The 12,758-nt window shown below is 52.9% G+C and carries 16 protein-coding genes; 7 read left to right on the top strand and 9 right to left on the bottom strand.

The genetic code is table 11. The features are described from left to right. Window positions 1-7: 7 nt before the first annotated feature. Window positions 8-313 carry a hypothetical protein gene (locus BSZ32_RS07270; RefSeq protein ID WP_105042830.1) on the bottom strand — a complete coding sequence of 102 codons (306 nt, stop codon included), beginning with the start codon at window positions 311-313 and terminating at the stop codon, window positions 8-10. A gap of 32 nt (window positions 314-345) precedes the next feature. Then, window positions 346-552: a hypothetical protein gene (locus BSZ32_RS07265; RefSeq protein WP_105042829.1), complete on the bottom strand. Its 207-nt coding sequence runs from the start codon at window positions 550-552 to the stop codon at window positions 346-348. 165 nt (window positions 553-717) lie between these two features. Between BSZ32_RS07265 and BSZ32_RS07260 the strand changes: the two genes are divergently transcribed. Further along, window positions 718-1,446 carry a FadR/GntR family transcriptional regulator gene (locus BSZ32_RS07260; protein WP_165788714.1) on the top strand — a complete coding sequence of 243 codons (729 nt, stop codon included), beginning with the start codon at window positions 718-720 and terminating at the stop codon, window positions 1,444-1,446. A gap of 90 nt (window positions 1,447-1,536) precedes the next feature. On the opposite strand, the gene BSZ32_RS07255 is transcribed toward BSZ32_RS07260, so the two are convergent. After that, window positions 1,537-1,905: a hypothetical protein gene (locus BSZ32_RS07255; protein ID WP_105042827.1), complete on the bottom strand. Its 369-nt coding sequence runs from the start codon at window positions 1,903-1,905 to the stop codon at window positions 1,537-1,539. Window positions 1,906-3,011: 1,106 nt separating this feature from the next. On the opposite strand from BSZ32_RS07255, the gene BSZ32_RS07245 reads away from it, so the two are divergent. From BSZ32_RS07245 to BSZ32_RS07225, 5 genes are read left to right on the top strand one after another with little or no spacing between them, the layout of a single operon-like run. Next, a complete protein-coding gene (locus tag BSZ32_RS07245) occupies window positions 3,012-4,352 on the top strand; it encodes an efflux RND transporter periplasmic adaptor subunit (RefSeq protein WP_206018752.1) in 1,341 nt (446 codons plus the stop codon). A gap of 1 nt (window position 4,353) precedes the next feature. Beyond that, on the top strand, window positions 4,354-5,049 hold the full coding sequence (locus BSZ32_RS07240; protein WP_105042824.1) for an ABC transporter ATP-binding protein: 696 nt from the start codon (window positions 4,354-4,356) through the stop codon (window positions 5,047-5,049). A 3-nt stretch (window positions 5,050-5,052) separates the two neighbouring features. Beyond that, entirely contained in the window at window positions 5,053-6,189 is a 1,137-nt protein-coding gene (locus BSZ32_RS07235; protein ID WP_105042823.1) for an ABC transporter permease, read from the top strand. Between the two features lie 4 nt (window positions 6,190-6,193). Beyond that, window positions 6,194-7,342, top strand: a complete 1,149-nt coding sequence (locus BSZ32_RS07230) for an ABC transporter permease (RefSeq protein WP_105042822.1) — start codon at window positions 6,194-6,196, stop codon at window positions 7,340-7,342. Between the two features lie 19 nt (window positions 7,343-7,361). Beyond that, entirely contained in the window at window positions 7,362-7,895 is a 534-nt protein-coding gene (locus tag BSZ32_RS07225; protein WP_129589646.1) for a PAAR domain-containing protein, read from the top strand. Between the two features lie 73 nt (window positions 7,896-7,968). Here the strand turns inward: BSZ32_RS07225 and BSZ32_RS07220 are convergent, their stop codons facing one another. Genes BSZ32_RS07220 through BSZ32_RS07210 form a run of 3 tightly spaced genes read right to left on the bottom strand, consistent with a single transcriptional unit; the run spans window position 7,969 to window position 10,547 of the window. Further along, window positions 7,969-9,180, bottom strand: coding sequence for a tetratricopeptide repeat protein (locus tag BSZ32_RS07220; protein ID WP_105042820.1), 1,212 nt, complete (start codon window positions 9,178-9,180; stop codon window positions 7,969-7,971). A 6-nt stretch (window positions 9,181-9,186) separates the two neighbouring features. Next, entirely contained in the window at window positions 9,187-9,606 is a 420-nt protein-coding gene (locus tag BSZ32_RS07215) for a tetratricopeptide repeat protein (protein ID WP_129589645.1), read from the bottom strand. Between the two features lie 8 nt (window positions 9,607-9,614). After that, entirely contained in the window at window positions 9,615-10,547 is a 933-nt protein-coding gene (locus BSZ32_RS07210; protein WP_165788712.1) for a DUF4159 domain-containing protein, read from the bottom strand. 156 nt (window positions 10,548-10,703) lie between these two features. Here BSZ32_RS07210 and BSZ32_RS18760 point away from each other — a divergent pair, with 156 nt between their 5' ends. Beyond that, a complete protein-coding gene (locus BSZ32_RS18760; protein ID WP_165788711.1) occupies window positions 10,704-11,018 on the top strand; it encodes a hypothetical protein in 315 nt (104 codons plus the stop codon). On the opposite strand, the gene BSZ32_RS07205 is transcribed toward BSZ32_RS18760, so the two are convergent. From BSZ32_RS07205 to BSZ32_RS07195, 3 genes are read right to left on the bottom strand one after another with little or no spacing between them, the layout of a single operon-like run. Next, window positions 11,001-11,504 carry a hypothetical protein gene (locus tag BSZ32_RS07205; RefSeq protein WP_105042817.1) on the bottom strand — a complete coding sequence of 168 codons (504 nt, stop codon included), beginning with the start codon at window positions 11,502-11,504 and terminating at the stop codon, window positions 11,001-11,003. The genes BSZ32_RS18760 and BSZ32_RS07205 overlap by 18 nt on opposite strands. Then, window positions 11,501-11,917, bottom strand: coding sequence for an ExbD/TolR family protein (locus BSZ32_RS07200; protein ID WP_105042816.1), 417 nt, complete (start codon window positions 11,915-11,917; stop codon window positions 11,501-11,503). Before BSZ32_RS07200 ends, BSZ32_RS07205 begins: the two co-directional genes overlap by 4 nt. Continuing rightward, window positions 11,914-12,261 carry an ExbD/TolR family protein gene (locus BSZ32_RS07195; protein ID WP_276308456.1) on the bottom strand — a complete coding sequence of 116 codons (348 nt, stop codon included), beginning with the start codon at window positions 12,259-12,261 and terminating at the stop codon, window positions 11,914-11,916. The genes BSZ32_RS07200 and BSZ32_RS07195 overlap by 4 nt, the downstream gene beginning before the upstream one ends. Window positions 12,262-12,758 lie beyond the last annotated feature (497 nt).

The raw sequence follows: 12,758 nt of genomic DNA, 5'->3' as shown, positions 1-12,758 counted from the left end.
GGCTCTTTTAGAGCTTAATGCTAGGAACATCCACGTAGTCTAACATCTTCTTGCTCTTCTTATCGACCCTGAGAATTTTGTCCCCCAGAAGGTAAGCTCCAACATCATCAGAAATCTTGAATCCGGCAGGGAGATCTGCGGAAGAAAGAGGATTCATCCTGCCAAACCATTCGTCGTCGATCTGCCAACCTGGCTTCACCTTTTTCTGCCAACCTGGAGGCAATCCTCCGTCTTTATCTGCATACTTCTTGTAAAAATTCTGCACATTCTTTTTGTCTGCATCACCAAACTTCCAGTCATCTAGTTTATCCACTTTCTTGTCGAATTTCTTATCTAGATGTTTGTCTAGATCCTTGCTCGATTTCTTATCGAAATCCTTTTTATCGTATTTAGGCTTATCAACTTTCCCTTTTTTAGCGCTTTCCCTTTGCCGCCATCTTTGCCGCCATCTTTGCCGCCATCTTTGCCTTTAGCTGGAGACTCTGTGGCAGTACCGAGCCACATAACGGATGCACAGAGCGCAACAGTCGCCCATTGAATTGGAGTTTTCATTGTATTTAGTTTTTGGTTATTCTTTGGAATCTAACAATCCCAACTAAGTAATAGTGATAACATATGTTTAGAAGATGTTGCAAGACTCCCAGCTCCCAAGAGTGTGGCTGAACGAGCCGAGGTAAGTATTGCTAGTGACTGTGTGACAGTTTAGAAATGGCTGTAATGAGTAAGAATCGTATCCCTGCAGCAGTGAGCCAAGCGCCCCTGAGTGAAGGCGTCGAGCGCAAGCTTGAGGGACGTATTTTGTCTGGTCAGTGGCTACAGGGCTACAAGTTGCCTTCTGAAGGTAAACTCTGTGAAGAATTTGGTGTGAGCCGTACCGCGGTGCGCGAAGCATTACGCGAGCTGAGAGGGCGAGGGATTATTGAAACTGTCAACGGCAGCGGAAGTTACGTGTCGGGCGGAAATCTGGAAATGGTTTCCAAGGCGATGACTGCCTACTCGAGCCTCACGACAGACGCCAAGGCGACTGAAGATTTGATGGAATTCCGAGTGTTGATGGAAGGCGCTGCAGTGGGGCGCTTGGCTCGTAGTCGGCGGAACAAGGCGACACGACTCCAGCTGCTAATCGATGTGCTCGACCAAATGCATGATGCAAAAGATACAGCAAAATTTGGAAAGTTGGATTCCAAGTTCCACCTAGTCATCCTAGAGACATGCAACAATGCCTTCATCAACATGATTGGTCAGACGTTGCACGCGCAGTACCAACGTTACATTGCTCAGGCGCACATAGGTGCAACTGAAGGGATGCGGCAACAGACACTCTCTGAGCATTCCGCTGTTGTTGAGGCGATCAAAAACTCTGATGCAGATGCCGCACGCGAGGCTTTGGAAGAGCATTTGAGCGCCGCTGCAGAGCGAACCCAGATACTAAGAATCAAAAAATAATAGATATAAATTCAAACGCCAGATCACTTGATAAAAAAAGCGCAGCTATGACAGCGGCGCTTTTTCATGCTTTGAAAGGTGTGTTGGGCTCTAGATGGAAACCAAAATGTTCTTACCGTAGAGCACGGTCCATGCGGCTGCAGTGGCCAAAGTGAGGAGTATGATCCAGGAGATGAGGTCAGGTAGCAACTTGCGCTTGACGATGACGAGCGCACCACCGAGTGCGAGCCAGATAGCGAGTTTGATAAACATCCATGGAGCCATATTATTGTTATATTTTGCTGAAATGAGTCCAAAGCCGGAGATGATGATGAGTAGCAGGCCGATGCCGTGAGCGATGGCTGCGCCTTTGCTCCAAGACTTCATACCGTAGGCGAAGCCCATGAAGAGTGTGATGATGCCGACGATGTGGATTAGCTTGTAGACGTTGAAGTCGATTAGTGATGCGATGATAGTCATATGCGTTGCTTGTTGCCGCGACTTATACGAGTAGAGCTATTCCAGTGCAAGCCAATCTCATAGCGATAGTCGCAGTCCTCGGTTCTACTTCTCTTCACACTGCACTACAAAAGTAGCATTGCCTCACTTATACCACTTAGAGCTTGAAAAGAGACTAATGCTGGAGTGATTTCTTGAGAAATCAAGGCTCGCCGAAGGAGTGGTGCAGCTTGCCCGCCACAGCCTCTCAATTCGTGCGATTCGTGCGGATTAGTGGTAGAGAAGTTTCTTCGTTCCAGAATTTCGAATCTTTCGCGTTTTTCGCGTTTTTCGCGTTTGAGATCGTTCCATCATGCTGGCTCGCGGTCTGAGCTCAGAGGCATGGATCACTCAGCGATACGGCTATAATTTGACAAACCGTGGAATAAATGGGAGCATCAAATCCTCTCATGAGAGAAGTGACTAAAAAGCTGACAGGTATTTTTCTATTCTGCGTGATGACAATCGTCGTCGCGTTGGAGACGCCTGCGCTTAAGTACTGCCTCTGTGACAGCTCTTTTGTGATGAGCGATTGTGCCTGTGAGGATGAACTCGTGACGCAGGAAACTTCATGTTCTTCATGCTGTAGTGTCGAGCCAGTCACCAAACCCGATTGTAAAACGCATGGTGAGAAAGAGGACTGTATACTGAGTTTCACAATGGACCTCGGAGAGTATCACCAAGGAAGTAATTTCGAGTTCTCACCGCTTGATACGCTTGTCTTGCTTCCACCTGTCGACTACCTACTTGTAGATCATTTCGTGCCGGAGCAGGTGTACCACACGCGTGGTAGCCCAGAGTCTCCGCCACCGCTTGCTTCAGTGCCTCTTTTTGTAAGGCATTCTGTCTTTTTACTTTGATATTGAACAGCCACGACGTCTATCCGTTTTGATGGATACGTGGCGATATGTGTAGCCAGGCCTAACAATCCGTTAGTTTTCCCTGTGCTAGGATACGCTCTTGCGTAGCTTGCCCCCATGTTGAGCTTTCCCGCCGCGCAGACTCACCATTTTTTTCATCACAATTTATTCAATTCAATGTCATTAGATATACTCACTCAAAGTGGAGGGGACTCCTCTCCCACCAGCATGACACCCAACAAGCGAGTTTCGCTGACTTGGCTCCTCCCGCTGGGATTACTCCTAGGATTCATCCTCATATTAGCCTTCCTTTTTGGCTCTAGGCTCATGCCAGCCACTCATGTGCAGACTGCTCCAGTGGTTACGGTGCGGGCAGCAGAGGGTGAACAAGTCACCTCAGGCGGCGGCAGTCAAATGCTCTTCCAAGCTTCCGGTTGGGTCGAACCAGACCCCTACACCACGTACGTCCCAGCCTTGATCAATGGCATCATCGATAAGCTCGAGGTGCTCGAAGGCCAGTCTGTAAAGAAAGGGCAACTCTTAGCCACCTTGATCGATGACGAGCAAAAACTCACCCTCCAAGCCGTTCAGAAAAAGTACCAAAGCATGGAGAAAACGATCGACGCCCACTGCATGGGAATTCCCATCGTGGAGGCTCAAATTGCGGCTGCGGAAAAGAAAATCGTAGCAGGCATGAGCTTGCTCGATCAAGAACGCGATAATCTCAAACGACTTGAGTCGATTGGTAAGAATGCTGTTTCTGAGCAAAGTATCGTGCAAGCTAGGTTTAGCGTGGCGCGGCATGAAGCACTCTTGGCGCAAGTCAAAACTGAAGTGCCAGAGCTCACCGCCAAGATCGAACAAATTACAGCGGAAAAAGAATCGATGCTCGCTTCTCTGAGTGAACTCAAAGTCGAAGAAGCCCAGGCGCAGTTGGCCTTAGATCGGACTAGAATCACAGCGCCGATCGATGGTGTTGTGCTCCACCTTCACGCAGCACCCGGCAAAAAGCGCATGCTCCAAATGGACGATCCGACCTCTTCAGTAATTGTTGAATTGTATGACCCAGAGCAACTCCAGGCGCGCATTGATGTCCCTCTTACTGAAGCCGCTGGGCTGGGAGTTGGGCAGAAGGTCGAGATGGTAAGTGACTTGTTATCTAATAAAGTACTCCACGGCGTAGTGACTCGGATTAGTGGCCAAGCCGACCTCCAGCGCAATACGCTGCAAGCGAAGGTAGCGATCGAAAATCCTGACACTCGATTGCGTCCAGACATGCTCGTGCGGGCTAAATTCTATTCCGCTCCAAGTGGAAATAATGCTGGAGTTGCCAGCGCTGGGAGTTTGTCGCTCTACGTTCCAGAGTCCGCCATGGTGGGCGATTCACAGCTCTGGGTAGTGAATTCATCAAATCTAGCAGAACTCCGCACCATCGAGCTGAGTCAAGACCACCGAGACGACCACATCCGTGTGCTCTCTGGTGTCAAATCCGGTGAGCGAGTGATCCTCCCACCTCACACCGAGCTTGCTGATGGCAAGCGTATTCAAGAATCAAACACCCCTGAGTAAAATGAAAAATTTAATAGAAATCAAAGACGCGACAAAGTCGTTTCACAAAAATAAAGAAACCATCACCCCGCTCGACAAGTTGTCGTTAGATGTGGGTCGCGGTGAGTTTCTCTCATTGATGGGGCCATCTGGATCGGGCAAGACGACCTTGCTCAATTTGATTGCTGGGATCGATTCTCCGACTTCGGGCGAGATTCTCATCAATGGCAATGACATAGCAAAGCTCTCAAGGTCTCAGCTCACTCGCTGGCGCGCCCAGCATGTCGGCTACATCTTCCAGCTCTACCACCTCGTGCCGATTTTATCAGCCTACGAGAATGTCGAATTACCGCTGTTATTAGGAAAGTGGACTAAGGCTGAGCGCAAAGCAAAGGTGATGGCCGCTCTGGATCTAGTGAAACTTTCCGACCGTGCCCAGCACCGACCATCAGAGCTTTCTGGCGGCCAAGAGCAACGCGTCGCTATTGCCAGAGCGATTGTACACGACCCAGAGTTGTTGGTTGCCGATGAGCCAACTGGCGATCTTGATCGGGAATCTGCCGACTCAATTTTGAGGCTGCTAGGTGACCTAGCTGAGAAGCATGGGAAAACGATTGTGATGGTAACCCACGACCCGAAAGCCTCGGCTGCCGCCCACCGTGCATTGCAGTTAGAGAAGGGTAAACTTGTAGGCGAGGGGCATTTACTTAGCCACTAAAGGATGAAAATATTTATTCTAGCTCTAAAGAATCTCACGCGCCACCGGATGCGTTCCTTGTTCACTATCCTAGGTGTTGCGGCGGGGATGTTTCTCTACACCTCGGTGCAGACAATGCAGCACTCGCTCTCAGTTGCCACCGAGACCAATGCTGCGGACACCACTCTAGTGGTTTACCGTGAGAACCGTTTCTGCCCGATGACTTCCCGTCTTCCCGAGCACTATGCTCCGATGATCAGTAAAATTGATGGGGTGCGCGAAGTGATTCCAATTCAAATTGCCGTCAACAACTGCGGAGCCTCGCTCGATGTCATCACCTTCCGAGGTGTGCCACCAGAAACCCTGCAGCAGTACAGCCCAGACCTGAAAGTTCTTTCTGGCTCGTTTAAGGATTTCACTAGCCGCTCAGATGCGGCCCTTGTCGGCGAGCATTTTGCCAAACGCCGTGGGCTATCAGCGGGAGACAAGTTCGAGGCCGTGGGGGTCAATGTCCATGTGGCGGGGATTATCACATCAGATTCACCTCAGGATATGAATGTAGCCTATGTCCATTTGCCCTTCCTCCAGCAAGCCTCAAAAATTGGTTTAGGTGTGGTCACTCAGTTCAATGTGAAGGTCGAGTCCTCAGATATGCTGGACTCTGTTGCCGCCGCGATCGATGAGACATTTCGCTCGGACCAACAACCGACAAATACCCGCCCAGAGAAAGCATTCTTCGCTGAAACTGCCAAGCAAATGATCGAGCTCATCAGCTTTACCCGCTGGCTTGGACTTGGAGCTGTGGCTGCTGTGTTAGGTCTCGTCGCAAATGCCGTTTTACTCATCGTGCGCGGCAGGGTGAAAGAAACGGCAATTCTCCAAACCCTCGGATTTTCTCGTGGCGCTATCGGCTTCATGGTTGTCTGTGAAGGCGCTTTGTTAGGATTGATCGGCGGACTCTTTGGGGTGCTTGGCTCCGCTCTTTTCTTCCACTTTAAATCATTCACGCTGGGCAACGAGGGACTGACCTTAGCCCTCACACCTTCTTCCATGGTTGTTGTCACTGGCCTACTCGTTGCGGTTTCGCTCGGTTTGTTGGCCTCTATTTACCCCGCCTACAAGGCGACTTCTCGTCCACTTGTACAGTCACTTAACGCATAATTCTATGTTACCATTTTCATACGCACTCAGAAATTTGTTCCGCGATCCAGCAAGGCTCGCACAGACTGTCGGTGGCTCAGCGCTCGTCGTCTTGTTGCTCGTCGCAGCTGTTGCTTTAAACCAAGGAATGGACAGGGTCCTAGCCACCTCGGGGTCCTCAAAAAATGTGATTCTTATGGGCAAAGGCTCAGAGGAATCGATAGAGCGCTCAGAGGTGCACCTCGAGGCCGAAGCCGCTGCTGCCACTTCCATCCGTGGGCTCGATTCCCAACTCGGAGTCAGCGCCATCTCAGGCGAGATCTTCTACCAAGCCCCGCTCGAAACCGAATCGGGAAATGTCGAGCAAGCCTTGTTCCGAGGTGTGCTGGAAAGCGCTCTGCTAGTGCACTCTACAGTACGGGTGTTAGAGGGGCGTTTCCCCCAGTCGGGTGAAGTCATGGTCGGTCATCTGGCGCATCGGAAGCTCGGAGTAGATGCCGAACAAACAGCGATAGGTAAAATACTGAAGTTTGAAGACGCGAGCTTTACCATCGTCGGGATTTTCGAAGCTCCTTCTACTGTGCTTGAGTCAGAAATCTGGTTCGACCGCAATGACCTAGCAGCTATCACCCAGCGAGATACCTTGTCGTCGATCACTTTGCGGATGGATTCGGCTGAGTTTGATGATGTCGAGATCTTTACCTTCCAGCGCAATGACCTAGAGCTCTCGGCTATCCGTGAGGATTCCTACTACGAAAAGCTCAGCATCTTCTACAAACCTATCAAGATGATGACTTGGGTGACTGCAGCTCTGGTTGCGGCTGGCGCAGTGTTCGGCGGACTCAATACGCTCTATGCGGCGTTTGCCGCGCGGGTGACTGAGATGGCAACCTTGCAGTCGATCGGCTTTACCCGTGGAGCCTTGTTTGTTTCGCTGATTCAAGAGTCTTTGTTGGCCACGCTTACTGGCACCTTGGTGGCATTTGTCACTGCTTACTTCTTGTTAGATGGTCTTACCATCCCTTTTTCCGTGGGCACATTTTCGCTCACTCTCACACCAATGGTGATTGGTGTTGGCCTTGTCGCCGGTTTCCTATTAGGAACTTTGGGAACATTGCCGCCAGCCTTCCGTTGTCTCGCTCCCGCACTGCCCAGTGCACTTCGTTCACACTAAAAAACCAAAAAAAATTGATATGAAACTACAATACATTACCGCACTCGCTCTAGCACTAGGGCTCGCCTCATGCTCAGAAAAGCCAGAACAAGCCAATGCACCTGAAGTTACTACAGCTACTACAGGACTGGCCTCATTACTCGTCACCGATGCTCAAGCCGATGCGTTCAGCATTGCCAAGCTAAGGACCTCAGCAAAAGTAGGGGATGATGTCGTCTTCTCGGGGAAAATCATCGGTAGCGCCACCGTCTTCATCGAAGGTAGAGCCATCATGGTCATGGGGGATCCGGAGAAAATCACCTCATGTGATCTCCACCCAGGAGACAGCTGCACGACTCCTTGGGATGTTTGTTGTGATGACCTCGATGTCATAAAGAACTCGATCGTGACCGTACAGGTTGTCGACGCCGACGGAAAACCGCTCAAACAAGGATTCCGCAACGTTGGGGGTATCAAGGAGCTCTCTAAACTAGTCGTCAGCGGCAAAGTCGCAGAAGGCTCTAACGAGGCCAACATGCTCATCAATGCAACCAGCCTTTTCGTAGTAAAGTAAGTAGCACTGGCGTCTCGTCAGCTTCAAAACTTTACGTTGCAAGCGCACTAAACACGAGAAATCCGCGGCCACGCTACTCTTGCTCCGTTCCGCCGAGCGTCACGTTGATGTTGTATTTATTCTGCAGGTGCGAGTGGGAGCGGCTGGCTTGGCTGGATTTTGGGTAGCGTTTGCAGGTGAGCTGGAAGGTGCGGATGGCTTTTTCTTTGTCCTTGGCTTCCTCGTAGGTAAAGCCAATTTGAAATGACGCCTCGGGAGCGGATTTATCGATGATCTTGATTTGGTTGTAGAGGACGATGGCTTCCTTTTGTTCGCCGAGGCGGCGGTGACACTTGGCCATGGCGAAGTAGTCGCTGGGGAAGCGATCGACCTGGCGGTAGCTGGCGATGGCTTTATTCCAGTCGCTGAGTTTCTCGTAGCAACTGGCGATGGCCCAGAAGTGGTCGCCGGAGTGGTCGCCATCGATTTCGAGCATTTCGCGGTAGATCGCTATGGCTTTATTCCAGTCTGAGAGATTCTCATAGCAACTGGCGATAGCCGATAAATGGGCGAGGGAATGGTCGCTGTCGGTTTCGATCAGTCTCCGGTAAACCTTAATGGCTTCTAGGATTTTTCCATCCTCCCGCAGCATAGCTGCAAGGGCTATCTGGCCGGCTGCCTTATCGTCGAACTCGCCGAAGATCCGGCAGGCTTCGTGGAGTTTGTCGCGGGCTTTATACCAGCTAGCCATGCGCCCGCGGAGTGCATCGTTGAGGCCGAAGCGTTCGCCAATTTCCCGATAGATTTTCATCGTGTCGCTGTGGCGGCCGAGGGTGGCGTGCAGGCCGGCTGCTTGATAGAGGAAGTTGGTGGCCAGTTCTGGTCGGGCGACTGCTTCAGCTCTGAGGGTGGCGATGAGTTGGTCGCCGAGCTTGTGTGCGCCAGTCTTGGTTTTGGGGTCTTTGAGGAGGATTTGCAGGCTTTTTAAGGAGAGTTTGTAAACTTGGTCGAAGAGGGCGGGGCCAGTGTAGCTGGTGGCGAGAGCTTTTTTGCCTTCGTCAAGCCTTTGTGCCATACAGTGGAGCTCGGCGAGTTCGTGACAGGCTTTGATGCAGGCGGCTTTGGAGGTGTCGGTGCGCTTGACCTTATAGGTGAGTTCGTTGAGCAGGGAGAGGTGTTCCTCCATGTCCTGATGGAGACGGGCGTAGTGCAGTAGGTCATGGCGGGAGCGGATTGCGATTTTGTGATCTGGGTATTCCCTGATGAGAAAGCGGAAGGCTTTTTGGGCGCTTTTGACTTCGCCCATGGTGCGCTAGGAATCGCCCATGCAATAGGCGGCGATGGTTGCTTCGTGGGACATTGGCCAGTAGTCGATGACCGACTGAAACCCGCCACGCAGTGCGGATTTTGGCTTTTTCAACTTCATCATCGAGTAGCTCCACATCAACTGGGCGTAGGGTGCGCCGGGGCTCTTTTCGTAGAGGGTGAGGAATTTCTCGTACTCGGCGAGGGCGACTTTGAAGTTGCCGCTGAGGAAATGTTTCTCGGCGATCTTCATCTGGTAGCGTTCCATCGAGCGCATCTTTTCGAAGGTCTCGACCTGGATTTGTTGCAGGCTGGAGCGGGCTCCGTTGGAAAGTGGGGAGAGGGCCATGAAGAGCAATAAGGTGATGGTGCGCAGGAGCATGATAGTTGTTAGGCGTCGGCTTACTTCTTGGTTCTTTCGAGCCATTTGTTGTACTAGGAGTGGGCGTAGTAGATGATGTTGACGCCGAGTTGGTAGCTGGATTCCCAGACCTCGCGCGGGACGCCGGAGTGGCCGTCGGCCCAGGCGTCGCCGATGTCGCCGGGGTGGTAGTAGGCGACGAGTCGACCGTCAACGACCCAACCAAGGGCGTCGGAGCGACCATGGGGGGCAACGATGGGAAGACGCGGCAGTGGGTAGGGAATGCGATGGATGGTGTGGTCGAGATAGACCGAGATCGGTTCTACTTTTGGCAGGATTTTTTGCATCATCGAAATGAATTGCCCTTCCCAGCCGGAGCTGCCGCCGTTGTCGCCGAAGAGCATGGCGTGGTTCTCTAGCAAGTAGCTGCGCATGATTTTTATTTCTTTGCCGCTGAGGCTTATTTTTTGCTGTCCGGTCATGTAGACCATCGGTGGGCTTTTGCGTGCGGGGAAGCTCTTGAGCCGACCAATCTCCATCGGCTCGGGTCGGTCACTGACCGGGTGGCCGTCGGTGAGGAGGTTGAGGTCGGAGCCGCGGTCCATGTCCTGTTGCCAGTCACCGCCGTTGTATTTCAAGCGGATGAAGCGAACTTTACCACGGGTCGTGCCGGCTGAGAACCCTGCACCGTCGCCCTTGCCCTGGCCAATCTTGTAGAGGTGCTCGGTGACTTCGAGGACCTGCAGTTCGATGTCATCGATCGGTGGTGGGTTGAAAAGGATGCTGCTGTAGGGGTTGATGACATACTTCTTATTGATGACCTTCTGGATTTTGACGATCTGTCTGAGCTGCTTTTCTTCACCACCACCGATCGGCGATTCGTAGATGCTGCAGCCGGAAAGTCGGGTCAGAATCAGCGCCATCGTGCCGAACAGGCAGGTGTAGGTAAGCAGGGTGAAAATCGACTGGTGGAGCTTGTTGTTCTTGCGGCCGAAATACCAGGCCACGAGTTGGCGCGGGTCCCAGATGTGCTTTTTTGAGTTCGGGTCGGGGGCGCGTTTTGTTTCGCGGTCGATCCACCAAACCGCCCAGCCAAGCCCGAGGAAAAAGGCCACGGCGGTGCCGATCTGGTTGATGGTTTCGGCGAGTGCGTAGGAAAAGCTGTGGTGGGGAAGATGGGCGGCGAGCTGCCAAAGCGGGATATAGGAAATGCTGAGGACGGCGCGGCGGACGACAAGGGAGGAATGACGGCGGCGGCGGATCCAGTAGTAACAAACTGGCAGGGCGGAGAGGAAGCCGATCGTCAGCGACCACACACCCAGCCGAAACCACGCATGGGCATCTATCCAAAGCAGACACCAGACGACAGCGTAGGCCCCAGTCCAGACGAGCGGTCGGAGGAGCCAGTCACGGACGTTGAGGAGTCTGGGCTTAGTGGGCATCAGGGTGGTAAATTCTGGCTATTCCAGATCCTTTAGAAAATTTTCACCTTTGTCCTCGAGAGGATTCGTGTTCGGAGCGGCGGGAAGTGTCTCGTTGACGCCGAGAGGGGCCAGCGGGCCGGGTGTTTCGCTGGGGGTGGCTTTGGTGGCAGCGACGGGAGCTGCCGGGACCGCGACTGCGGGTGTCGCCGTGGCAACGGGCTCTGGAGCGGGTTCGTCTCCGAAGAAGTAGGGGATGGCGGTGAGGGCGAAGATGGCTCCGGTAACGAGAACGACGGAAAGGATGGTGGCTCGGATGAGTTGGCTGGAGGCGACCACGCCGAGCATTTCCTGGGGGCTCTTTCCTCTGAGCTCGCGCAAGAATTCTTGCAGTTCTTGCAGTTCTTGCAGTTCTTGCAGCTCTTGCAGCTCTTGCAGCTCTTGGACGGTGGCGGTGGAATTGCTTTTCAGCACGCGCAGGTCAGCCTTGGTGCTGGCCATGGCGGTGTGGGCTGGATTGGAGTTTTCTGATGGGCCTTTCATGGTTTGGTAGAATTTTCTTCAGGTTCTAGAATGTGGACGAGATCTCCGCCAGCTTCACTGATCGCGGCGATGACGGGTTCGAAGTGGGAGGCTTTGGCCTCTTTGTGGACTTTGAGGAAGACATTGCGTTGGCCGGATGGCGTGTCGCCGAGCAGGGTGGTGAGCGCTGAGGCTAGCTCGTCCGGCGAGATTTCCTTGCCGTCCAGATAGGTCTTGAAGCCGGTGTCAATGGCAACGCTTGCCAGTGGGGCTGCCGCCATTTCAACATCCTTGAGCTTGGCGGGCTGCCACTGGATGTGGCTGTCGTCTTGGGCGCGGGCTAGGATGACAAAAAAGATCAGCAGCAAAAAGCCGATGTAGCCCATCGCGAAGGAGGGGACAGAGGCTGTTAGTTTTTTGCGTGGGAGTTTCATTCGACGTTGATGACGCTTTCGGTTTCGAGTTCGAGTGTGAGGATGCCACCAGCTTGTTCGATTGCCTGGGAGACTGCGATCCAGAGTGGATACGGGGTGTCTGGCGAGCTCTTCACCACGACGATCCGGTCGGATTCGCTGGTCTTTTGTTTCAAGGCGGCGGTGATGCGTTTGGAGAATGCTGGGAGTTGTAGCGGGCTGCCGTTGAGGACTATGCTGGTGGGGGTGATGGTGACCTCGATGTTTTTGCTCTGATCGCGTTTCTCCGCTTGCTCCTCGGTTTTCGGCAGGATCTTGGAGAGGCCGGTTTCCGGTTGCACGGCGGCGCAGACGAGGAAGAAGATGATCAGGGTTTCATCACGCAGGCCCTTTCGTGGCTTTCGCGTTTTTCGCGGTAGGGATCCGTTTCATCTTGCGGGCGGGGACGCTGAAGCCCCGCCGCGGTCGTCAAGCCGACCCAGCCGCAAAGCGGTGTCAAGCCACGCGCAGTCCAAAGAGGGGAGCGTTTGATCTACGTTCGATTGGTAGGGACGTCCTCTCCGAGGCGTCCGGCGGGGTTGATGCGTGGGTGGCTTTGCTCTAGGCATTTCCGTGTGCTGACCCTGAGACGGATTGTTGGAGCTGTTGGGGGTCTAGGAATTGTCTCGGATCTAGGTTTTTATGGAAGTCAACCTAGCCGGACGTTTTCGGAGAAACGTCCCTGCCTATTCGTGAGATTCGTGTCATTCGTGGTAGAAACGTTTCATCACGCAGGCCTTTCGTCGCTTTCGCATTTTTCGCGGTAGAGATCCGTTTCATCCTGCAAGCGGGGACGATGAAGCCCCGCCGCGGTCGTTAAGCT

Source organism: Rubritalea profundi (assembly GCF_002954445.1).
GTDB lineage: Bacteria > Verrucomicrobiota > Verrucomicrobiia > Verrucomicrobiales > Akkermansiaceae > Rubritalea > Rubritalea profundi.
This window is presented reverse-complemented; position numbering and strand designations above follow the sequence as displayed.

Coding starts and splice junctions, on each gene's coding strand:
- BSZ32_RS07265 (WP_105042829.1), bottom strand. CDS start 552: ATGAAAACTCCAATTCAATGGGCGACTGTTGCGCTCTGTGCATCCGTT.
- BSZ32_RS07260 (WP_165788714.1), top strand. CDS start 718: ATGAGTAAGAATCGTATCCCTGCAGCAGTGAGCCAAGCGCCCCTGAGT.
- BSZ32_RS07255 (WP_105042827.1), bottom strand. CDS start 1,905: ATGACTATCATCGCATCACTAATCGACTTCAACGTCTACAAGCTAATC.
- BSZ32_RS07245 (WP_206018752.1), top strand. CDS start 3,012: ATGACACCCAACAAGCGAGTTTCGCTGACTTGGCTCCTCCCGCTGGGA.
- BSZ32_RS07240 (WP_105042824.1), top strand. CDS start 4,354: ATGAAAAATTTAATAGAAATCAAAGACGCGACAAAGTCGTTTCACAAA.
- BSZ32_RS07235 (WP_105042823.1), top strand. CDS start 5,053: ATGAAAATATTTATTCTAGCTCTAAAGAATCTCACGCGCCACCGGATG.
- BSZ32_RS07230 (WP_105042822.1), top strand. CDS start 6,194: ATGTTACCATTTTCATACGCACTCAGAAATTTGTTCCGCGATCCAGCA.
- BSZ32_RS07225 (WP_129589646.1), top strand. CDS start 7,362: ATGAAACTACAATACATTACCGCACTCGCTCTAGCACTAGGGCTCGCC.
- BSZ32_RS07220 (WP_105042820.1), bottom strand. CDS start 9,180: ATGGGCGAAGTCAAAAGCGCCCAAAAAGCCTTCCGCTTTCTCATCAGG.
- BSZ32_RS07215 (WP_129589645.1), bottom strand. CDS start 9,606: ATGGCTCGAAAGAACCAAGAAGTAAGCCGACGCCTAACAACTATCATG.
- BSZ32_RS07205 (WP_105042817.1), bottom strand. CDS start 11,504: ATGAAAGGCCCATCAGAAAACTCCAATCCAGCCCACACCGCCATGGCC.
- BSZ32_RS07200 (WP_105042816.1), bottom strand. CDS start 11,917: ATGAAACTCCCACGCAAAAAACTAACAGCCTCTGTCCCCTCCTTCGCG.